Below are 20,392 nucleotides of genomic sequence, written 5' to 3'. Positions count from 1 at the left end.
TGCCGGGCTGGAACCGGTTCGTCCTATTTGTACGCCACAGCTACCCAGCAACCATACCTGCGCACTTGGTTTCTTTCTTGCCGGAGCAGCCTACGATCTTATTGCCCAGACCGATCATGGTTCGGGGCGGAGGCATGCGCGGCAAAGACGAAAAGATTGGGATCGAGGCATTTGGGTCGGCAGGTTCCAGCAAAATACCGCGGGCGAATCGCCGTCGCAAGAACCGTGGCATGCCGCCGCCCGCGACGTTCGATATCGATACGCTGCCGGGCAGCTCTAATTTGACGGCATTTGAGGCGGCCGCGGTCATCCGGCGTACGCCCGGCGCGTTGGAGCAGTGGCGGCGCAATCCGAGCCACCCGCTGAAATGGCGCTACGTCGATGGCCGCCCCCTCTATCGTGTCGATGCGGTACGCGACTATCTGGCCAAGTGCGATAAGACCACTAAGATGCCTCAGCCGCATAATGCTCACGGAGACGGCCGAGGAGCTCGGCCTTGATCGGGTCAAGCGGATTCGTCCGCTGCAGGCGCACGATTTTGCCGACCCGTTTCGCGCCGACCAACTCCGCAATGTAGTCGTGAGCCGCTTCGAACGCCATTTTGCGGATGATCCACTGTTCGTCGTGATTGTAGACCTGATCGATTCCGCTTGGCCTTTGCCCGACACACAGCCGCTGGATTTCGTTGTCGTAGCCGCAGCGAGACATGACGGTTCGTAAGCTGCGCCTTAGGTCATGCATGGTAAACTTGGCAACACCCGCTTCCTTGACCAGGCGGTTGACCATCTTGGTGAACCCGGACATCTGGCCGCCGGTCTTTGGTGACGGGAAGACATAGTCGGACGTTGCGCGCTGGAAGTGTTTGGCGGCCGCGAGCACCTCGTTTGCGAGGTGGGTGCGCGGCACGTCGTGGTGCAGGCCCATCTTGGTCCACGCCGCATCGAAGGTGATACGGTCATCCATGATGTGCTTTCGCCACTCGATCATGGTAGGCTCGCTGCGGCGCGGGCCACCGAGCAGGCACATGCGAGCCAGGAGACCAAAAGCCCCGAGCTTGCCGGATGCATCCCAGACTTTGATGATTTCCTCATCGGTCAGCGCGCGGCCCTTCGTTCGGCGTCCGACCCTTTGCGCGCGGGTTTCCTTGGGCGCGCGATAGCCGGCGAGCACGTTGTGCTCGACATAGCCCTCACCGACGCACCATTCGAGCAAAGTATGCACGTGCTTGCGCAAGTCCTTGGCTGCACCACGCTTGCCGGTCTTGGCAATCTTATCGACCGCAGCCATGATCTGCCGTCGCGTCAGGTCCCCCACGCCGCTCTCGGCGTGATCCTTGAGCCCGCGCCGCAGCGCCGACATTGCTGGCTTCCAGTTGACGACTTGACGTTCGGTCATAGACGTCTGGTAAGGACCATCTTCAACAATGAGGGTCGCGAGCGTGGTGCGCTGCTTCTCGGCTGCCTGTTGCCGCCTCGCCTCGCGCTTCGCGTCGTTCGGGTCCAAGCCCTTGACGACTTCGCCTGCGGCGATGGTGGCGGCCTTGCGGGCGGCCTTCTCATTATATTTGGGCCACGCGCCGAGGGTCTTGCGCTGGGTCCCCCTCACCCCCGGCTTGGTGAAGAGGTAGACCCAGGTCCGGCCGCCGGTGGCGCGCATGCGCAAGGCGAGGCCGGGCAGCTTGTCGTCGTGGAGATAATGCTGCGCCTTACCCGGCGGCAGCGTTGCGTTGCGGATCACCGCATCGGTGAGTGTCAGCTGGTTGGCCGGCTCCGTCATGATTCCTTCCCTCTCTCTGTGCCCCAGTGTGCCCCGCAAGAAGGGCGGTGAGCCTCGAACAGAACCGGGTCTCAGACCTCCCCCGTTTGTGTGCCCCAAGGGAATATCCGCGGCGGGCACAACGGGGGCATACAAAATGTAGTAAGGTCAGGTATGGGCTCTTATAGCCGCAGTAGGCCATAACTCTCATTAATTTAAGGAGTTTTTACACCTCAACTATGGCCGGATTTGGTTAGCTCGGGTCTACGGATTGTGGTTCACACGGGAGAGGTCCAAGGTTCGATCCCTTGTGCGCCCACCACCAAAACCTCTGTTATTCCAGCCTTTTTTTGTAATTTCGGCCGCGGGCATATTCGGCTGTTGCAGGCACGAAAGAGCAGAACTAAGCAGCAACAGTCGGGGAAAGGCGGGGGAATTTGTTCTTGCAGCGTTCTGGCTCATAGAAGCTTAGCTCCCGCCTCTTCATCCCACTCCAGTTCACATAGCACCTCGGTATGGACCGACGTCTCCGCGGTAAAGCAGTTGGCATTCTCGGTCATAAGTCTCCGAGCCGCCTCCTCTGCTTTCGCTTTGGAATCGCAGCGCTCACCGACGCTTGCGATCACTTCTCCAGTTCGTTGAACCGCATCCCATCGCAGTATCTCCACAAGCGCGTACCAGATACCCCGTCCTGTGCGTCGGCGAACCTGGATCTCGTGATAGCGATCAGCCGCCGCGGCAATCCCGAGCCACAGCGGCCCATCCGCTTCGATCTTGGCGTTCTCGCGAGCCTCGAACGCGGCGCCTTTCAGAGCAGGCTCGCTTAGCCATTGAAGCTTGTTGTCGATGCTAATCAGGCTCGTCCTGATCTCTCGGATCGCCTCCTTGGCCTCGTAGGTGACCTTAGGAGGCTTAGGAGCGATCCCCTGGGCGCGCTCGATGCGCGGCTGACTCGCTTCCTTGCGTCTCCAGATATCGTCCGCAATGGCGTCCAGGTCGTCCTTGGAGAGTGTCCATCGGTTCTCTCTCCCACTTCTCGCGATTGAGCTTTGGCGTGAGGTCCAGATCTTGGTCTGCGGTTGCTTTAAGGCTTCCTCGAGCGCCATGCCGGTTTCGAGCGCCGCAAAGCCAGATGCCACGAGGTCCTTGTGCACCTTACCCTTGTCGTCGAACGTCAGGAAACTCCCCTGCACTGTTTCGATCCGGAGCGGTTTCTTGCCCTCATTCTCAAGGATGACGTCGGCAACCTTCTGCTTCGTGCCAGCGTACTGCGGCATTGCGTCTTGGCCGCGGATCAGTCCCATCATGACGCGCTGCGAGATCGCTAGAAGCCCGTCCTCGGCGAACAGATAAAAGCGAATTGACAGACCCATGCGTGTCACCGTTTTACGGAAGCCGATGCTCTCGTGACATCGCTCTACCAATCAAGAGCTATTGGGTTGGATATTTCCGAAAGTTCGAGCCGCGCTCTACCGGGCGTGAAATCGGAGCGCTTCAAAGCAAGCATCTTTGACTGGGTGGTTACCTGGTGCAACGCGGGCTGCGCTCACGTCTCGTAGTTTGAGCCAGTGACATGGACCGACGGAAAAGGTTATTCCCGAACGATTTTCTACTTGACCAGCCAGAACCACTTAGACACGCTAGGGATGTATGGGGTGGCACCTGCTCGCTTTGTCGGTGGGCTCGAGAAATTTCGTCAGTAAGAATTTTTAGTTTGCGAAGTCTTTTAAGTTGGACGGGGGCAACGATGCGCGCGGTGAATTGGGCTGTCTGTATCTTGACGGCGGGGCTTGGAGGTTGTTCATTTTATCCCATACCCGACGACGTCGGCTATTCAAAGACTGAGGACATCGTTCGCTATGCTCGTTGCGAGATGAGGTCCGCAGTCATCAACTACATGCTTTCCAAAGAACTCATCGATCTTCCAGCTACCCCCGAACGGATTGCAGCACAGATTGCCGCAGCGAACGGAGAGTCGAAGAAACCCCTAACAAGCTTGAGCCCAAAGCAGAAGGTGTTGCTCCGAAAGATAGCAAAAGTCGCGGTGGTTTACGCGTTCGACTTCGATATCAAAGAGCGGAACATCTCTGGCGCCAGTGCAGCATTTAATCTTCCCTGGATGACGTCAAATGTGCTGGACGCCGGGGCTTCCGCGTCGCTCGATCTGACGCGCCAAGGTCACCGTGTTTTCACCTCCGAGGACACTTGGGACGAACTGCTCACCAATCGCGAACGGTGTCTGGGGGTTTTTGAACAGCCAGAAAATCCAGCAAACTTCATCTATCCGTTAACAGGGGCGATCGGAGTGGGACGCGTTGTCGAGACTTTCATCGATATCGAACAGCAAGGGGGTGCTAAGGACAGCTTTGTCGACACACTGACCTTTACGACAGACGCCGGTGGAGGCGCTGGCGCCGCGGTAAGACTGGACCCAGTGCCTAATCAGTTCCGGCCTGTGGCGGCGACTGCCGGCATCAGCGCGTCGCGACTGGACATTCACAAACTGACGCTTAGCCTTGTGTTTCCCCGTTTGGATCCGCCGTCAGAGGGGGGAATCAAAAATGTTGTTCGTTTTGATGGAGACCTAAACGCGCCATTCTTGCGGCCTGCACCTTGGCGAGCGCGCTATAACCTTTGCGTCCAGGATGCCCGCACAAGAGAGAACACATTTAAGCAGCTGCGTCTCACTGATCCCGTTGTCTATTGCATCACTTACGCTGACGAATTTGCACCCCAATATGGCCGCCAGCCACAGCGCACAATTGCGGTAACCTTGACGCAAGGCGCCAACTTGGCACCTGGGCCCGGCGGAGTAGAACAAGGGAAGCGCAGGAAGACGGACGATGAACGCGAGCTGCGAGAGCGGATACCAGTGCGCCCTAACCGCCCCGCCGGCCTTCTACCTTTCTGAAGTTAAGACAGGGCAGCAGCTCAAACCGTAAGCCCAACCCGAATTGTTTCTTCTACGAATTTGGATCGAGCGACATTTGAGGAGAGTGAAGATGCTAGTCCGCGCATTGTTGATCGTTGGATTGGCTGCGGCGGCTTCGAGCGGAGCGTTTGCCCAAGCGGCACCCACAGCGGTGCCGTCTTGCGATCCGCCTAGCACGATGGAACTTCAGGTCACCTTACGCCCACAAAAGACGGGTATGTGGTGCTGGGCGGCAAGCGGTCAGATGGTCATGGAGTATCTAGGAAAGTCGGTCGAGCAATGCATTCAGGCGAACTATCGTCTGCACCGCAGCGACTGCTGCAATTCCCCGACACCCGACGAATGTGTTTCGGGCGGTTGGCCGGAGTTCGAGAGATACGGATTTCAATTCAAGCGTACAAACGGCACTCCGTTGACTTGGAATCAGCTGCGCAGTCAGCTTGCCGCCAAGAAGGTAGGCGAGCCTTGCAGCTTCACGCCTTTCGCATTCAGTTGGCGCTGGATCGGGAATGGTGGCCATATGATGGTCGCAACGGGCTACACCACGACACCCGATGGAAAGAACTACGTCCATGTCAACGATCCATGGGAACCGAATATCGGAGCGACTCGGACAATCCTCTACGAGGTCTACGACCAGCTTCCAGGTGATCACACTCATTGGGACGACTTCTATGACATTCGCTAACACGGTAGCTCTGTCGAGCATCCTCGTCCTTGCCGCGGCGCCAGCCATATCACAGGACGCCAAACTGCAAACTGCAGCGCCTGCCGCGGCCACGTCCGCTGCGGCCCAATCCCTCGACACTTTCCGCTCGATCTCGAACGCTCCGACGCAGTTCAAGACACTTGGTCTTGACGCTCCCGGTGACGCCTCCCACGCTTCGATCGGAGACCCCGTTGCCGACTACATGATCGGGCTTGATCCTCTGCGGGAGTGGGACGGCGGCGATCCGATGAAGCTGCTGCGTCCGACGGGCCAGTTTGTTTATTCGATCACCGTCGATGGAAAGACCAAATCCTCCGTCACTATCGCAGAGATAAAAGGGGAATGGGTCGCTGCAGCGTTCGGAACGCCAAACGAGGCACGTGCCCGCAGCGATATAAAAGCGAACTCGACCGCGCAAGCACCTGGCGGTACCAACCATTTTGCGCAGGTACGCGTGCCCGCTTTGCGCACTACGTTTGTGGCCCTTCAAGCAAATGACGGCCTCGTCCTGACGTCCTTGACGTCACGTCCTGAATTTGGCCTTGAGCCTGGAAAGTGGGAGTCCGCATCAACGGTACTGAGGCGCTTGCAGCCATTTGCGAGACGAATTGATCCGAACCTACCAAACTGATCACCATCACTGTCTACATGGATCACGGTATCGCCAGGCAGCAGGTCTTTCCGCTCAACCTTGATCATAATCATCCTGTTGTAAAATCTCTCTGACCACCGCCCGATCATCAATACCCGTCCGACGGCTTGCAAAGGTCAAACCATGACAATTATAGCTGGATGAAGGACCACCGCGCCGATGATCAGCTTGGGGATGCTTACTCTCCCAGTTCCTGCATTCAGCCCTCTGCGAGCTCGGATCGATCGAAATAGTTCTTGATCTGTTTTACCGTGCCGAGTTTCGGTATTTAGGGAACCCCTTACTTGAATTACCAATTCCAGCCTCCCCGGGAACGTTCCGGCGCCCACTATATCCCGACGGCGCCGATTCAGGCACGTCTAGACTTCGAGCGGGGCGCGGTGCATTAGCCCTTAGAGGCATGCATTCCCACTCTGGTGGGGCCGGCGGCTTGCGCAATAGTCTGACCATCCGCCATCGACCCCGCCCTTCTCCCGCATGTTGCCGAGGCGGTAGGCCGGCTCGACCTTGTCGGCTATCGTGTGGGGCTAGGCCATGTCGGAGATGGTTGGGGGAGCCGGCCTGTTCGGTGCACCAGTCCTTGAATGTCGCCCGGAAGCCGTGCGGCACGGCGTCCCTGCTGAGGTTGGGATCGGCCCAGCGCGGGGCGCCCAGCGCCTCGCCGGCCCGTTAAAGCGATTGATCGCCGCAGCCACTGCGTCCGTGCTTACAAACTAACCAGGCCCTCGGCCGGCAAGCTCTCGGGGACGGGCGGCGTTGCCTGCAGCCATAGGGGCAATCCGCAGAATCTCCGATGAGCCGGCGCTGTGCGGGTTAGCGGGCCCATAGCTCCAATCCCCTCTGGAGTGGGGAAAAGACGGGGAGATCGCGTTGGTCACGAAATTTGCAAATTGCATCAATCGCAGGTCTGGCCTTCACACGGGAGAGGTCCAAGGTTCGATCCCTTGTGCGCCCACCATTCATTTTCCTGACCGCTGCCGGTTGCGGACGATCGCCCTGGCCTCACGGCTGTTCGGGACCGCCCATATCAAGAACATCGAAAACAACCCCATGCACGGTAGCCGGCCTCAGTCGGATCAAGGGGCTGCGCCTTTTCCGAATCCTGGTTTGACCCGGGGCAAGACAGGAGCAGGGTTGCATGATCTGAAGAGAATCGTGCGGCGCTAATGAGCCATCAGGACAGGCAGATCCGCATGCTCCATGATATAGCTGGTCGCCCCGCCGAATATCATTTGCCGCAACCGGGCGCGGGTGAAGGCTCCCTTGATCAAGAGGTCGCAGCCCTCAGCTCTAACGGCATCGAGGACTGCCTCTCCGGTGTCGCGATCCTCCAGTTCAACCGTTCTCGCCTGCGCTGCAATGTCATTGTACCGCAGTTGCTGGACGATCTGATCGGCAGACGGTCCCGGTACCGCTTGGCCGCCAACGACGGTTAGGACAGATACCTTTTCGGCCAGACGAAGCAACGGCATGGCAAATGCGTTTGCCCGAGCTTGCTCGGTACTACCGTTCCAATGGATCATGATGTTTGTTGCGATGCTTCTTGGTGCATTCGACGGCACAAGTAGAACGGGCCTGCCGCTCTCGAACAGCGCAGATTCAATCGCGCGACGGTGAGGGCCCGCAGCATCAATGTCAGACCGTGCCATCACGATCAGATCGAAAGCGCGCCCATAGCTTCCGACAAAATCTTCGCCCTCAGGGGCGGTCTCCAGCCAGCCGAAACATGGTCGACCCAATCCAGCGGATCGAGGAACATCGTGCTTCAGCATGAATGCTTCGAAAAAGACGCGCATGTCGTTCAATTCGGCTGCGCTCTTCACTTCATACGAATCTAACAGAATGCCGGTGGCCAACTCCGCGGCCAGATATTGAGGGATGCGGAACCGGAGCGGAAAGCCTTCGATATAGGCGCCGGTACGATGCGCGAGGCGTACGGCGGCATCGAGCGTGGGTGTCATCATCGGAATATTCTGAAGCGGGACCAAGAGCGTCTTCATTTTCGACCTCCGGTGTTTGCAGTGAAGTTCGACGCAGGATTCCTAGTTTCGCTTGAATTGATGCCTACGATAATTTCACTTCGCGTCGTTCCGGTGCGCCGCCAGCCTACGCGGCAGCCTGATGATGAACTCCGTATAGTCGCCGGGCTCGGTATCGACCTCGATGCTGCCGCCGTGCTGTTTCACGATGATGTCGTGGCAGATTGAAAGGCCAAGGCCGGTTCCTTCGCCTGCGGGCTTGGTTGTGAAGAATGGGTTGAATATTTTCCCTCTCACGTCGGCCGGGATGCCGGCGCCATTGTCGCGAATCCGGATCTCGACGGCGCCGCCGAGGTTTGTCGTCGTCGCGCGCAGCCTTGGCTCGAAGCCGTCGCCGGCGGCGTCCTTTTGTTTGCTCGCCGCGTAGAAGCCATTTGAAACGAGATTGAGGAACACCCGCGTGATCTCCTGCGGATACAGATCGAGCGCCCCCGCAGACGGATCGAGGTTCCTTTCGAGCGTGATGTTGAAGCCTGCTTTCTCGGCGCGCGCTCCGTGATAAGCAAGGTTGAGGCTTTCCTCGAGGATGGCGTTGATATCGGCCGCGCGGCGTTCGCCAGACCCTTCGCGAGAGTGCAGAAGCATATTCTTGACAATGGAATCGGCGCGCGTTCCGTGCTGCACGATCTTTTCCAGGTTGCCTTGTAGCATGTGTATCAGCACGTCGATGTCCAGCCTTGCTGCCTCGCCGAGTCCGGCTGAGCGCAGCGCGTCGCCGAGTTCTTCGATCAGTTCGGAGGAAAGCGCAGCAAAATTGTTGACGAAATTGAGCGGATTCTTGATCTCATGCGCAATGCCGGCGGTGAGTTGCCCGAGCGAGGCAAGCTTCTCGGTCTGGATCAACCGATCCTGCGCATTTCGCAATTCCTCGAGCGATTGGGACAGTTCCATGGTGCGCTCGCGCAGCTCGTTCAGCAGGCGTGCATTCTCGATCGCGATCACGCCCTGGTGTGCGAAATTAGACACGAGCTCGATCTGCTTGTCAGTGAAGGATCTAACTTCCTGGCGAAAGATCGTGATGGTGCCAATCAGCTCATCTTCCTTCAGCATGGGCACGATGACGAGGGTCCGTGCGCCGGCAAGGTCGGCAAGCGCGCGAACGTTCGGGTTGCCTTCGACGTAGGGCGGCTGAGTCCTGATATCGTCGATATGAACCGTCTGATGAGTTTTCTCGACGGTGCCTAGCCCGCTCGCCGGATGTGGGCGAATGCTCTGGTACAGCCGGGTATCAACATAAGCCTGTGGCGCGTTGTGTAACGCAACCGTGCGAAAGCCGCCATCCTCGTAGAGATTCATGGTGCCGAAGCCGGCCCCGCAAATTCGCGTCGCGTTCTCCAGCATCTTGTGGAAGACCGGAGTCAATGCGCCCGATGAAGCGCTTATGATTTCCAGCACCTCCGACGTTGCCGTCTGCCGCTCCAACGATTCATTCAATTGTTCGAACAGACGCACGTTACCGATGGCGATGACAGCTTGATCCGCGAAAGTCTGAAGCAGGTTGATCTGCTTCTCGCCAAATGGACGAATCTCCGTGCGACGAAGCACGATCGCACCCATGCTCTCGTCATCGCGCAACAGCGGCACGCTCAGAACGGTCCGAACGTTCGAGCGAAGCGCATATTCGCGTCCGGTCGGGAACTCCTCGCCTTCGGGCCCGAGCAGGTCGTGCACATGAACGGTGCGACGGTCGATAATCGCCCGGCCGGTGGGCGATTTGACACTGATCGCCCGCCGGCTCCACACCACGGGAACTTGTCCATGATGGGCCTGGATGACGATGTCGTCGCCGTCCCTCAGAACCACCAGTGCATCATATGCCTCCCAAAGTCCGCATGCGCTTTCCACGATCGCCTTGAGCACCGGACCGACCTCGGTCGGCGAGGAAGCGATAACCCGCAAGATATTGGCGCTGCCGGTCTGGTACGTCAGCGCCTCAGACAGATCTCGCGTTCTGGTCTGCAATTGTTCGAACAGCCGTACATTCTCGATGGCGATCACGGCCTGGTCGGCAAATGTGGCGACCAGCTCGATCTGTTTTTCCGTGAAGGGCTGCACGCGCTTGCGAGCGATTACGAGCGCGCCGATCGGCTCATTTTCGCGCATGAGGGGAACACCGAGCGCCGTGCGCTGACCAGCCATGGTGATGGACTCGTGCAGGCCGTATTCGGCATCGGCAGCGACGTCGAGGATCTGCACTGGGCGGCGCTCAAGTACGGCCCGACCTGTTACCGTGCTCCGGCCGGGCGTAATCGGGTGACCCTGCAGAAACTCGATGTATTCCTCGGAAAACCCCACCGCTGCTCCGGCCTGATATTCATCGCCTTCGCGGCGCATGATGAATGCCATCTCCGCTTCGCACAGCCGTGCCGCCGAATCGACCAGCGTGTTGAGCACGGTCTGCAGATCGAAGGTCGAGCGGCTGATCACTTTCAGCACATCGGCAGTCGCGGTTTGCTGCTGGAGCGATTCGGCGAGATCGCGCGTCTTCGCCTGGACCTCATCGAACAGCCGGACATTCTCAATCGCGATCACGGCCTGATCGGCGAAAGTTGAGACCAAGTCGATCTGCTTGTCCGTGAACGAGTTCACGGCCTTGCGGCCCAGGAACAGCACGCCGATCGTTTCTCCGGATCGAAGCAAGGGTACGCCCAGGAGGGTCCGGTAGCCGCCGGCCCTCTGCTGCTCGGGATAAGCGTATTCGGGATCGACCAGGACATCCTGGATCTGGACAGCCTTGCCGGACAGCAGGACACGCCCAACGACGCTGCCGCGTCCAGCATTGAGTCGAATGCCCGCCGAGACCTCGGCCCACTCGGGCGAGAAATTGTACCGAGTTGCATGATAGTATGCGCCGTCGGTGTCCTGCCGGACGATTGCCGCCATGTCGGCACCACACAGCCACGCCGCCGATTCCGTGAGCGTGTCGAGCACCGTTTGCAAATCAAACGCGGAGCGGCTGATGACCTTCAACACATCGGCAGTCGCCGTCTGCTGCTGCAGCGATTCCCGCAAGTCGTCAGTGCGCGCCTGCACCTCATCGAACAGCCGCGCATTCTCAATGGCGATAACGGCCTGATCGGCGAAAGTCTGCAGAAGTTGCACATGATGCGGAGCGAAGGCACCCGGCGCGACCCGCGTGACGCTGATCATGCCGATCACCACGCCGCCGGTCGCGAGCGGAACGAACAACATGCTGCGAAAGCCGCGGGCGCGCGCGATGAATTTGATGTCGTTTGTCAGCGCTTCGGTATCGGGGGTCGGCACCACCTTACCGGCCCGCGCACTTTCAAAACTCTCGAAATCGGCAATCGGCCGCGGAAACATCTGCTGCAAAGCTCGATCGGCCGCAGAATTCGTCGGCGTGAAGGCCGCCAAATGGGCAGTGCCGTCAATGAAGCGGAATACGGTCGTCGAAAAGCCGCCGAGCAGGGCATTGGCGCGCCTCGCGATCGCATCGAATACCGGCTTCACCTCCGATGGCGAACTGGCAATGATTTTGAGGATGTCCGCGGTGGCGGTCTCGCGATCTTGTGCAGCGCGCAATTCGGCCAGGAGCCGCGCGTTCTCGTGCTGCAATTCCGCCACAACGCCCTGAGGAAGCGCGGCCATGATGAAAATCCAGGTCGCCAGCCGGTTCGCGACCGACGTCAAAATCCAATCAAGAAAGCGTCGGAATTATTCCACCATCAGGTGCCTCCGACCAGACGTATCGCTAGTTGATTTTCAATCGACCACGCGTCAATTCGCCTCCTCGATCTACCGAAGCAGCGAGCTCCACAAGTCGCGCCGCTTTGGTCCACATGGTGGCAGATCGCCGGATCCAAGTGCGGCTATTGCGGCGGCTGATTTCGGACCGCCTCTAATCTCTCAATGGGAGATACGGGTTGATTTAATTTTGCGCTAGCTTTTTCCGCACCAATGCTTCAGACTTGCCTTTATTATGGATTTAATTTTTCAGGGCGCTGCGATGGGAAAACCTGCCGTTTCCCGCGATGCTTTCCGTGGGCTGTTTGCTTTATATGCTGCGAAGGCGCATCACGACCGTAAGGCCGAGGGCGAACATTGTCGCTTGAAGCTGTTCGGATCTGCGGAAGATTTACCCGATGCTTTACTGCTGCAGTGTTCGGACAGAGCTGAGCTGCTCCGCTCTGAAACTGTTGGTCGCTTGGTGAGCCCGCGCGTCCGTCAAATCACGAACGGCAACGCTCAATATGACCATGCCAGCGACTTTCTGCACGCGCTACTGAGAGACCTTGAGCAAAAAGTGCACTAATCGATACTCGCTGCGCTATCGTCGCTGATCCAGGAGCAATTGAATCTGGTGATGCGAGCCAACTCATGCTGGGGCGAAGCGGAGCGATCAATCAGCTGCACCAGATACCTGGAGCATGGCAGGGACGCCTACGGGCCAACGTGACGAGCCGAATGTTATGTCCGTTTACGATCCATTACGGGAAGAGCTACAGCGCACAGGGCCGCAAACGATTCGGCTCACATTCTCGGAAATTGAAGCAATTCTCGGCAGACCGTTGCCGCCGTCAGCGTACAAGTTCAATGCCTGGTGGGGAAACAATTTGCGCAAAGCCGGTCACACGCAATCTATGGCTTGGCTGCATGCCGGCTTTGTAGCCAGGGTTTCACTAAGACAGCGAGCCGTGGAGTTCATCGACCTCGACGAATTCCACCGCGCCGGGCTAGCGCCCCGCCCGTACCGGCAAGGTCCATCAGAGACATCGCCAAGAGGGCACCTCAGGAACGCATCGCGTCAATCGCGTGGGCTATCAGGACCGCAACGCTGACGCCGATAAGGATAACGAGGACCCAGTTCAAAAACACGTTCGCCTCCACCTTTGGAATTGAACGCGAGCAACTGTGCACAGTCAAAAACAACCGGCCAAAACTATTAATTTCGGCTTGGGTTGAGGATTCAATGTAACTGTTGCGTCCGTTGTCGGCCCTATCGATGGAATGCCATGAATAGAAGAACCCCGACAACGCACGCCGCGAGCGAGAGCAAGTAAATACCCACGGCAAATCCCGACTCATCTCGAACTGGAGATTTAAATGGGAACTCGCATTATGCGCCGGTCAAGCCCAAAGCTTACTGGAAACGGTTGATAGGACCTTTAAGCTTCCTGCTGCGGCAATCATGGCACGGCAGCCGAGTCTCTGCCGCGACACTCCAGCTTTAAATGGCTAAATTAAATGCACTTTGCCATGGAGATTAGGTCTGATTTAATTCCGCTCTCACGCGACTGCGACCGGCGCATTCAAAGCAAGAAGCGCGCGATTTGCGTTGCTCGCACAGGCCTTGCCGACGCCTTTTTCCACATTTATGACAAGCGACCTCGGTTTGGGGCCGAGATCGCCAACCTTGGGGAAGGTTTGCTCCCGACGGGGGCTTTTGATTTGGGGACTTGTCGGAAGCTTGGATTCGACTCGGAATTGGGAAAGTCGTTCCGCTTACCGAGCAAATAAAAGCGGCCTCAGCGAACGGGTGCCGGGGCCGCTGCATTTCCGACCATTCATTCAGCTCACCTGTCCTATCGGGGCTCGTCCCCATAGTCATCGGACTTGTAAGCGCTATCGGTCCACCTCATGGGTTTGTCCCTTCCTGATGCGGGAAGGCAATAGTGCTCATCGAATTGTCCTCAAAGAGCAGCCGTGGCCGCGCGCGTTCTTGAAGCAGTCTGGGCGGCTGAGGCCGGCTGGGCTCTGCTTCGGCTTAGAGAGCCTTTGGGCCAGGCAAAACAGCAATCCACACTTCACGGTCGCGTGCACGAAACCGTTTTGGCGGCCAGACGAAGCGGCGCTGAAACAACGCCGTCCGATGCTGAGATGGAGTGAGGGAGGATTAAATGCGCAGCCTAATTTTCGGGGTAGTGCTCGTAGCGCTAGCAACGATCGGATCTTCATCGTTTGTTTCGGCCGCTCTTTCGGCAACGCGGGATGCGAAGTCCGCAACGATCTCAACGCGGTTCGCGCCAGCACCAAATGCTCCCAGCTGCACTTTCGCCCCCAGGCCGCGGGCGGGTTTGAGCGTGCGTTCTTGAGCGGCTATTTTCCGAACCATGGATCGGCACTTCGCTGGTCGATCAGAACCTGATTCAATCTCAACGGCTTGAACGAATAACAATTGCGACCAAGGATAATTGCGCATTGTGCGTGGCTTGGGGATACCTGCTAATAGGTCAACGCATCTGCATTTTCCGAATCGACGTTCCATGGTCGCTGGCGCATGCGCCGTATTCGGGGGTGTAGGTGTGAGCCAGTTTCTATCGATGCTGCTGCTGACAACAGCCGTGGTTTTAACCGTCTGCTTCGGGGTGGCGGCCTGGCGCCTCTCTGACGAAAAGGACACCGACATCACTGGCCAGATCGCACGCCAGTCGTATGGATGGAAAGCGGCACCGGCCAGATAACCCTTTCGCTTGCCTCCTGCGCGCTCCCTGACCTGAAATGCCGGTTGCGCTTCCCTGGCACGGTCCTTGCCAATCCCGGCCTATCTTTACCGGTCCTGGCAGGGAGCCGTTTCGCGATGAAACAGAAATCTCGAACCTCAAAGCCGCAAAAGCCTACTCTGGCACACATAGCTTCCGATTTGGTGAGATTGCTTAAGGCGATACAGGATCTCGAGGGCCTCAGAGAGAAAGTCCGGCTAGCAGAAGCCGCTCGCGTATTGCACTAAGCTTGGCGGGTAGAGGCGCATTATTTAGGTGTGGCTAGATCAGCGCCGTCGCCCTGAAGCTGTCGATCGCAGGCGATCACGGCGCCCGCCAGCGGTCCTTCGAGCTGCCTCAAAATGTCGAAAACAACCCCATGCACACAAGTTGACGGGCGTTGAGCTGCCGGAGGTGTAAGACGGAGCAGGCTTCAGGCGACCCGCTCCGGCCGCCAGGCCGCGTAGAGGCCAACAAGCGTCCCCATGGCGGCCAGCGCTGCCGCCAACAGCACCTGCAATTCGCCGTCATCAGCAGGGCCGACGGACGATACCAACCTGGTCACGATGACGAACAGAATGCCCACGGCGGCCGCTGCACCCACACAGAGATAGGCGAGCTCTCGCGTCAGGCTGCGGCCGAGAAGTCCGAGCGCCGTGAAATACATCGCGCAGGCGTTGGGATGAACGAACAAGGCGATGCGGGCGTAAGCGCCATAGGCGTCGAACAGGGACTCACATCGGCGCAGGGCCGCCTTCGAGGCCACCCGCTGCAGGAACGGCCTGAAGAAACGAGCCTGTCCGTAACTCAAGACGGCGCCCAGGATGATAGCGAGCCACGCCACCACAAAGACGGAAGCATCCGCCGACTTTGGATTGAGCGCCACGGACATCAGGATGAGGGCGGTTCCGGGAAAATAGCCGAAATACGGGAAGACCGACTCCAGGAGCACGCAGACGAACATGAACACCAGAAACCACGACGAACCGGTCGCACCCTGGACGATGGCGTTCAGATCGAAAAGGTTTGCCCTGTACAGGACGAGATACATGCACATGGCCAATGCAGCCAGCGCGTAAAACGGCAATGCTCCCGACAGAAACCGTCTCATCCAACCATCGGGCTTTGTTTCGCGGACACGGCGGGGATCATCGATATCAGGACAGGACAACAAAGACGCATGGCTCATGCATTAGGCGAATGGGATTGCTCCTGCAATCCTCGCCTCGCCCTGCACGCTGCTACGCAATCGACAAAATCTCGATCTCCTGCGCGCCCGTCCCTACGACGTCACCCACCGCCTTCCCCATCAGCGACCGCGCGACCGGCGCGACGAACGAGATCGTCCCCGCCTTCGGGTCGGCTTCGTCCTCGCCGACGATGCGGTAGGTCTGCACGCGGCCGTCGGTGCGGCTGAAGGTCACGGTGCTGCCGAAGGCGACCGTTTCGGTCGAGGTCGGATCGGGAATGAGCTGCGCCGTGCGCAGCCGTTCGGTCAGATAGCGGGCGTCGCGCAACGGCACCGCCGACTGCCGGCGCTTTTCGTTGACGTCCTCGATGGCCTGCGCGGCCTCATAGGCCTCGCGGGCCTGCTGAAGCTGCGTCTGCAACACCTGCAGCCCTGCTTCCGTCACGAGGTTGGGATGCGGCGAGATCGGGCGATCCGGCAACAGCGTCTCGGACGCGGTTTCGGCGCTTTCTTCCTTGGTAAAGGCGACGCTCAATTCAAAGATCCTGTCGAACTGTTTCGGGTAACGGCGCGCACCATCATGCTGCGATTCACCGAGGGCAATCGCGCAGAGGCGCCGCTGACGATTGCCCTGGACTATATCTCAAGTTCGACGAAACGACGGAGCTTGAAGACGAGGTCCGGCATGGCCTGGCGGAACCGCGTCGCGTTCTGGAAATTGGTCGAGAACGGGGCGAAGGTAATCATGGCGTTCCAGTGCCGGTAGCCATAGACCGTGACCGAGGCGCCGGTCGCCGGGAAATTCTCCAGCTTGCGCAGCTCGCCGAGCACGAGATCGGCGATCGCTTCTGCCGGCAACAGCTGCTTGCCATCCCGCGTCGTGACGATTTTCGCAGGCGGCTCGACCGGTTCCACGGTGGCCGGCGCGGTGGCGGCCGCATCCTCCTGCCCGGTCGACGTCGCCTCAGGGACGGGCGTCGCGACCGCGTCCGCTCCGTTCGACGGCACGGTCGGCGGCCCCTCGGTGAGCGGCGGCGGTGCAACACTGTCTGCGCGCTTGTTGCCTCCAAGGATGCTGCTGATCATGGCCACAAGGCCAGCATCCTTCACGTCGTCACTCATCACTCCCCCCAGGCTTCGGCCTACTCTAGCACTGCGCTCGCAGACCGCCACCGGGGATATGAGGTCGGCAGCCGCCCGGCCAGCGCCCATCTGGGCAGGCACCGGCGGCGCGACGGCTGATCACGTCGCGCCGCCGTGCGATCCGTCACTGCTTATCGAACGGGATATATTGCTGGTACTGCTTGGGCACCGAGCTGCGATAGCGCGCGGGCACGGTGCCGCTGTCGACGGAGTGGTCGATTTCCTGCTGCCGTGTCATCTTCTTCTTCGCCGGCTTCTTCGACGCGCTCTTCTTGGAGTCGGTCGGCTGGCTGGACGTGTCGGTGGTTGCGCTCGGCGCCGCCGTCGTGGCCGGCGCAGTGGTTGTCGCCGCAGGCGCCGCGGTTCCGCCGGCAGCCGGCGTGCTTTGGGCCAGGGCATGCGGCGTTTGCGTCATGAGCGCCAGCGCTGCCACTGCAGCCAGCAAATATGATTTCTGCATCAGAACCTCCAAATGCCTTGATCCGTATGAGGCAAGCCTAGTCCCACGGGATCGAGGCGTGCAAGTTCGCCGAGGATAGGTCGGAACCCGTGCGCGAACTGTGGCGGAGATCACAGTGCAAGCCGCTGGCTGCGTCACGATGTACCTCGCTTCGAACGCATCCGGCGTCGCGGACACCAACACAGCATGACCCCGCGTCAGACAGGCCACGGGAACGCCAAGGCTCGGTCGTTCCACCTACCATTGAAGGAGATCGAAATGCGTCGCACCATCCTCACGCTTGCATCGTTCGCAACGCTGATCGCCGCATCGTTGTCGGCGGCCCCGGCCCAGGCCGGAAGCGACAGATACTGCCTGCAGGGCCGCAGCTGGGGCTATCCCGGCAACTGCCAGTTCGCGAGCTACCAGCAATGTGCCGCCACGGCCTCCGGAACGTCGGCCTATTGCGGCATCAACCCGCGCTACGCCTATTCGCAGCCGTATCATTACTGATGACGCAGGTGGTGAGACTCCCTCTCCCGCAAGCGGGAGAGGGAGAGCACCTGTTGTGCCGGAAGTGATTAGCCCGGCCTCTGCGCGCTGGCTCCCAATCCGCTTTCCTCGAGCCGCGTCGCGAACCAGAGCGAGAGCGGCTGATCGATTGCGGCGCTGACATACACCTCCGACATCGTCACATGATGCTTGTCCAGCACGAGCAGCACGCCGATCCAGTAGGGAAACCAGACATGCACGTCGGTCAGCGCCCGCAGCTTGTGCTGGTCGTGCTCAAGCGGGGTGTGATTGCTCGCCTTGCGGATCTCCACCGTGAGCAGATTGTTCGGGATCTCGCGCTGATGCACGACGACATCGGGGTAGATCGACTTGCCGAGATGGTCGTCGGTCGAGATGATGGTGCCGTGCGGCAGATGCAGCGTGCGCTCGCCGAGCCGATCGTAATTGCAGTCGACCGACCAGCCGGCGAACTGCTTCTCCAGATGCACGGCGAAGCGGTGGGTGACCGCGCGCTCGCCGATGTCCTTCTCGAACAGGAAGCCCTCGTGGGCGTAGAAGTCCCGCAGTGCCGCGATCACCTTGTTCAGCTCGGTCTGCATCGTGCCTCCGGGCCCATCTCGCGCACCTGGTTCGGTGTCGTCCCGGCGAACGCCGGGACCCATACCGCGAGGTCTATCGAGTGTACACGGCGCACGTACCGAACTCCGAGTCTTCGCCAAACCTCTCCCTGGGGTTATGGGTCCCGGCGTTCGCCGGGACGACGTGGGGAGAGAGCTTGTTCAATCAACCCCCTACATCTGGACTTCGATCAGCCGCGGCCCCGGCTCGGCCACGGCTTCGGCCAGCGCCTTGTTGAACTCGTCGGCATTGGTGACGGCGCGGCCGGGCACGCCCATGCCCTTGGCCAGCGCGACGAAATCCAGCGTCGGGCGGTCGAGGCGGAGCATGTCGTTGGCGCGCTGGCCGGGCTCGCCGGCACCGACATTGTCGAACTCGCCGCGCAGGATCTGGTAGATGCGGTTGGCGAACACGATGGTGACGATATTGAGGTTCTCGCGCGCCTGGGTCCACAGCGACTGGATCGTGTACATCGCGCTGCCGTCACCGACCATGCAGATCACCTTGCGGTCGGGGCATGCGATCGCGGCGCCGATCGAGAGCGGCGTCGAGAAGCCGATCGAGCCGCCCATGTTCTGGAGCCAGTCGTGCGGCGCGGCGGCGGCCGTCGGCGGGAAGAAGGCGCGGCCGGTGGTGAGAGACTCGTCGACCAGGATCGCATTCTCGGGGATCGCGTACGCAATCGACTGCGCGATCGAGGCATGGGTCAGCGCGCCGGTCGGCTTGATCAGCTCCTGCACTGCCTGCGGCTTGACGTCCTTGGCGCTGGCCTTGACGGCGCCGGCGAGCGCTTCGAGCGCTGCGACCGAATTCTCGCCCCACGCAGTCATGCGATGCACCTCGCAGCCCTCGGGCTTGAGCATGCTCGGCTTGTTCGGATAGGCGAAGAACGCAACGGGGTCGTCGGACTCGACCAGCACGATGTGACGGAACTTGGCCAGCATCGGCAGCGCGTTCTCGATCACGTAATGGATGCGGTCGATCGAGTAGCGGCCGCGGCCGCGCGCCATCTTGGGGCGGAAGGTCGGGCCCATCACGGTGCAGCCGGTCTTGGCGGCGATGCGCTCGGCCAGCGCCAGGCCCTGCTCGCTCAGGGCGCTGCCGGTCATCAGCAGCAGCGTACCCTCGCCGTCGCCATGCAGGATTTTTGCGGCCTGCTCGACCGCCTGCGGCGAATAGCTCGCGCGCTGCTGCTCGGCTGGAACCTCGGCAACGCCGTCGGCCTCGTTCCAGGCGGTGTCGGCGGGCAGGATCAGGGTCGCGATCTGCGGCGGGGCGCTCTTGGCGGCGGCAATCGCCGCGGCGCCGTCGGCGGCGACCGATTTGGCATCGGGCGAGGTGCGGACCCAGGACGACATCGGCCGGGCCAGGCCCTCGATGTCGGAGGTCAGCGGCGCGTTGAAGCCGATGTGGTAGACCGCATGCTGGCCGACGATGTTGACGATGCCGGAATTGGCCTTCTTGGCGTTGTGCAGATTGGCAAGGCCGTTGGCGAGGCCGGGGCCGAGATGCAGCAGCGTCGAGGCCGGCGTGCCCTTCATGCGGAAATAGCCGTCCGCTGCACCGGTCACGACGCCCTCGAACAGGCCGAGCACGCAGCGCATGCCGGGCACGCGGTCGAGAGCTGCGACAAAATGCATCTCGGAGGTGCCTGGGTTGGTGAAGCAGACATCCACCCCACCCTTGACCATCGTCCGCACCAGGCTTTCCGCACCGTTCATTCGTTCTGCTCCCGCAACCGGCAATATCCAAAGACCCGTTCGATCAATCATTGTTCGCTCGTCCCGTCAAAGCAATAGGCGGCATCGCGGCCCTGCCCCGCGCGACGATGCGCCGGCTTGGCTAATAGCCCGTTCCGATAGACTCGGAACGGGGTATTAGCCTCATGTTTTGACGCGTTTTCTTGATGCGAACCGGTATCCACTTCGCTTGAAAACGCTCTGGTGCTTTTCGGCAAATGGCA

The 20,392-nt window shown here is 59.9% G+C and carries 17 protein-coding genes; 7 read left to right on the top strand and 10 right to left on the bottom strand.

The features are described 5' to 3' along the window. The first annotated feature begins 134 nt into the window (after positions 1-134). Positions 135-500, top strand: a complete 366-nt coding sequence (locus tag IC66_RS43410) for a hypothetical protein (RefSeq protein WP_014492324.1) — start codon at positions 135-137, stop codon at positions 498-500. Here IC66_RS43410 and IC66_RS0115640 read toward each other — a convergent pair. Together IC66_RS0115640 and IC66_RS0115635 are read right to left on the bottom strand one after the other, a co-directional pair. Further along, a complete protein-coding gene (locus IC66_RS0115640) occupies positions 445-1,776 on the bottom strand; it encodes a tyrosine-type recombinase/integrase (RefSeq protein ID WP_014492323.1) in 1,332 nt (443 codons plus the stop codon). The genes IC66_RS43410 and IC66_RS0115640 overlap by 56 nt on opposite strands. Before the next feature lie 437 nt (positions 1,777-2,213). Then, on the bottom strand, positions 2,214-3,128 hold the full coding sequence (locus IC66_RS0115635; RefSeq protein ID WP_038948261.1) for a hypothetical protein: 915 nt from the start codon (positions 3,126-3,128) through the stop codon (positions 2,214-2,216). 374 nt (positions 3,129-3,502) lie between these two features. Here IC66_RS0115635 and IC66_RS0115630 point away from each other — a divergent pair, with 374 nt between their 5' ends. The 3 genes from IC66_RS0115630 (at position 3,503) to IC66_RS0115620 (ending at position 6,027) form a co-directional block, all read left to right on the top strand. Beyond that, positions 3,503-4,666, top strand: a complete 1,164-nt coding sequence (locus IC66_RS0115630) for a hypothetical protein (protein ID WP_038948260.1) — start codon at positions 3,503-3,505, stop codon at positions 4,664-4,666. Positions 4,667-4,757: 91 nt separating this feature from the next. Then, on the top strand, positions 4,758-5,375 hold the full coding sequence (locus IC66_RS0115625; protein ID WP_038948259.1) for a C39 family peptidase: 618 nt from the start codon (positions 4,758-4,760) through the stop codon (positions 5,373-5,375). After that, complete coding sequence (locus tag IC66_RS0115620) at positions 5,362-6,027, top strand: hypothetical protein (protein ID WP_038948258.1); 666 nt, start codon at positions 5,362-5,364, stop codon at positions 6,025-6,027. Before IC66_RS0115625 ends, IC66_RS0115620 begins: the two co-directional genes overlap by 14 nt. Before the next feature lie 1,184 nt (positions 6,028-7,211). Here IC66_RS0115620 and IC66_RS0115615 read toward each other — a convergent pair. Next, positions 7,212-8,048, bottom strand: coding sequence for a universal stress protein (locus IC66_RS0115615; protein WP_038948257.1), 837 nt, complete (start codon positions 8,046-8,048; stop codon positions 7,212-7,214). A gap of 75 nt (positions 8,049-8,123) precedes the next feature. Then, a complete protein-coding gene (locus tag IC66_RS0115610; RefSeq protein WP_244429119.1) occupies positions 8,124-11,696 on the bottom strand; it encodes a GAF domain-containing protein in 3,573 nt (1,190 codons plus the stop codon). A 331-nt stretch (positions 11,697-12,027) separates the two neighbouring features. On the opposite strand from IC66_RS0115610, the gene IC66_RS0115605 reads away from it, so the two are divergent. Together IC66_RS0115605 and IC66_RS49205 are read left to right on the top strand one after the other, a co-directional pair. Next, the gene (locus tag IC66_RS0115605; protein WP_244429118.1) at positions 12,028-12,360 is read left to right on the top strand and encodes a hypothetical protein; all 333 of its coding nucleotides are present in this window, start codon (positions 12,028-12,030) and stop codon (positions 12,358-12,360) included. 115 nt (positions 12,361-12,475) lie between these two features. Further along, positions 12,476-12,886 carry a DUF7662 domain-containing protein gene (locus tag IC66_RS49205; protein WP_420867667.1) on the top strand — a complete coding sequence of 137 codons (411 nt, stop codon included), beginning with the start codon at positions 12,476-12,478 and terminating at the stop codon, positions 12,884-12,886. Between the two features lie 2,074 nt (positions 12,887-14,960). On the opposite strand, the gene IC66_RS0115580 is transcribed toward IC66_RS49205, so the two are convergent. The 4 genes from IC66_RS0115580 to IC66_RS0115565 form a co-directional block, all read right to left on the bottom strand. Continuing rightward, on the bottom strand, positions 14,961-15,638 hold the full coding sequence (locus tag IC66_RS0115580) for a membrane protein (protein ID WP_038948251.1): 678 nt from the start codon (positions 15,636-15,638) through the stop codon (positions 14,961-14,963). A 130-nt stretch (positions 15,639-15,768) separates the two neighbouring features. Next, positions 15,769-16,251, bottom strand: coding sequence for a transcription elongation factor GreA (gene greA / locus IC66_RS0115575; RefSeq protein WP_038948250.1), 483 nt, complete (start codon positions 16,249-16,251; stop codon positions 15,769-15,771). A 101-nt stretch (positions 16,252-16,352) separates the two neighbouring features. Next, positions 16,353-16,838: a hypothetical protein gene (locus IC66_RS0115570; RefSeq protein ID WP_038948249.1), complete on the bottom strand. Its 486-nt coding sequence runs from the start codon at positions 16,836-16,838 to the stop codon at positions 16,353-16,355. Between the two features lie 145 nt (positions 16,839-16,983). Further along, positions 16,984-17,319, bottom strand: a complete 336-nt coding sequence (locus IC66_RS0115565; RefSeq protein ID WP_038948248.1) for a hypothetical protein — start codon at positions 17,317-17,319, stop codon at positions 16,984-16,986. Positions 17,320-17,577: 258 nt separating this feature from the next. On the opposite strand from IC66_RS0115565, the gene IC66_RS0115560 reads away from it, so the two are divergent. Further along, the gene (locus tag IC66_RS0115560; protein ID WP_038948247.1) at positions 17,578-17,811 is read left to right on the top strand and encodes a DUF3551 domain-containing protein; all 234 of its coding nucleotides are present in this window, start codon (positions 17,578-17,580) and stop codon (positions 17,809-17,811) included. 68 nt (positions 17,812-17,879) lie between these two features. On the opposite strand, the gene IC66_RS0115555 is transcribed toward IC66_RS0115560, so the two are convergent. After that, positions 17,880-18,410, bottom strand: coding sequence for a hypothetical protein (locus tag IC66_RS0115555; protein WP_028140386.1), 531 nt, complete (start codon positions 18,408-18,410; stop codon positions 17,880-17,882). Between the two features lie 192 nt (positions 18,411-18,602). Further along, the gene (locus IC66_RS0115550; RefSeq protein WP_038948246.1) at positions 18,603-20,150 is read right to left on the bottom strand and encodes an acetolactate synthase large subunit; all 1,548 of its coding nucleotides are present in this window, start codon (positions 20,148-20,150) and stop codon (positions 18,603-18,605) included. Positions 20,151-20,392 lie beyond the last annotated feature (242 nt).

This window comes from Bradyrhizobium genomosp. III, assembly GCF_000261705.1.
In the GTDB taxonomy this organism is placed as follows: Bacteria; Pseudomonadota; Alphaproteobacteria; order Rhizobiales; family Xanthobacteraceae; genus Bradyrhizobium; species Bradyrhizobium ottawaense.
The sequence above is the reverse complement of the archived record's forward strand: the minus strand, read 5'-3'. Positions and strand labels throughout refer to the sequence as shown.

What these genes read in the sequence shown, in the direction of transcription:
- IC66_RS43410 (WP_014492324.1), top strand. Translation starts at nt 135, where the DNA reads ATGCGCGGCAAAGACGAAAAGATTGGGATCGAGGCATTTGGGTCGGCA.
- IC66_RS0115640 (WP_014492323.1), bottom strand. Translation starts at nt 1,776, where the DNA reads ATGACGGAGCCGGCCAACCAGCTGACACTCACCGATGCGGTGATCCGC.
- IC66_RS0115635 (WP_038948261.1), bottom strand. Translation starts at nt 3,128, where the DNA reads ATGGGTCTGTCAATTCGCTTTTATCTGTTCGCCGAGGACGGGCTTCTA.
- IC66_RS0115630 (WP_038948260.1), top strand. Translation starts at nt 3,503, where the DNA reads ATGCGCGCGGTGAATTGGGCTGTCTGTATCTTGACGGCGGGGCTTGGA.
- IC66_RS0115625 (WP_038948259.1), top strand. Translation starts at nt 4,758, where the DNA reads ATGCTAGTCCGCGCATTGTTGATCGTTGGATTGGCTGCGGCGGCTTCG.
- IC66_RS0115620 (WP_038948258.1), top strand. Translation starts at nt 5,362, where the DNA reads ATGACATTCGCTAACACGGTAGCTCTGTCGAGCATCCTCGTCCTTGCC.
- IC66_RS0115615 (WP_038948257.1), bottom strand. Translation starts at nt 8,048, where the DNA reads ATGAAGACGCTCTTGGTCCCGCTTCAGAATATTCCGATGATGACACCC.
- IC66_RS0115610 (WP_244429119.1), bottom strand. Translation starts at nt 11,696, where the DNA reads ATGGCCGCGCTTCCTCAGGGCGTTGTGGCGGAATTGCAGCACGAGAAC.
- IC66_RS0115605 (WP_244429118.1), top strand. Translation starts at nt 12,028, where the DNA reads ATGGATTTAATTTTTCAGGGCGCTGCGATGGGAAAACCTGCCGTTTCC.
- IC66_RS49205 (WP_420867667.1), top strand. Translation starts at nt 12,476, where the DNA reads ATGGCAGGGACGCCTACGGGCCAACGTGACGAGCCGAATGTTATGTCC.
- IC66_RS0115580 (WP_038948251.1), bottom strand. Translation starts at nt 15,638, where the DNA reads ATGAGACGGTTTCTGTCGGGAGCATTGCCGTTTTACGCGCTGGCTGCA.
- IC66_RS0115570 (WP_038948249.1), bottom strand. Translation starts at nt 16,838, where the DNA reads ATGAGTGACGACGTGAAGGATGCTGGCCTTGTGGCCATGATCAGCAGC.
- IC66_RS0115565 (WP_038948248.1), bottom strand. Translation starts at nt 17,319, where the DNA reads ATGCAGAAATCATATTTGCTGGCTGCAGTGGCAGCGCTGGCGCTCATG.
- IC66_RS0115560 (WP_038948247.1), top strand. Translation starts at nt 17,578, where the DNA reads ATGCGTCGCACCATCCTCACGCTTGCATCGTTCGCAACGCTGATCGCC.
- IC66_RS0115555 (WP_028140386.1), bottom strand. Translation starts at nt 18,410, where the DNA reads ATGCAGACCGAGCTGAACAAGGTGATCGCGGCACTGCGGGACTTCTAC.
- IC66_RS0115550 (WP_038948246.1), bottom strand. Translation starts at nt 20,150, where the DNA reads ATGAACGGTGCGGAAAGCCTGGTGCGGACGATGGTCAAGGGTGGGGTG.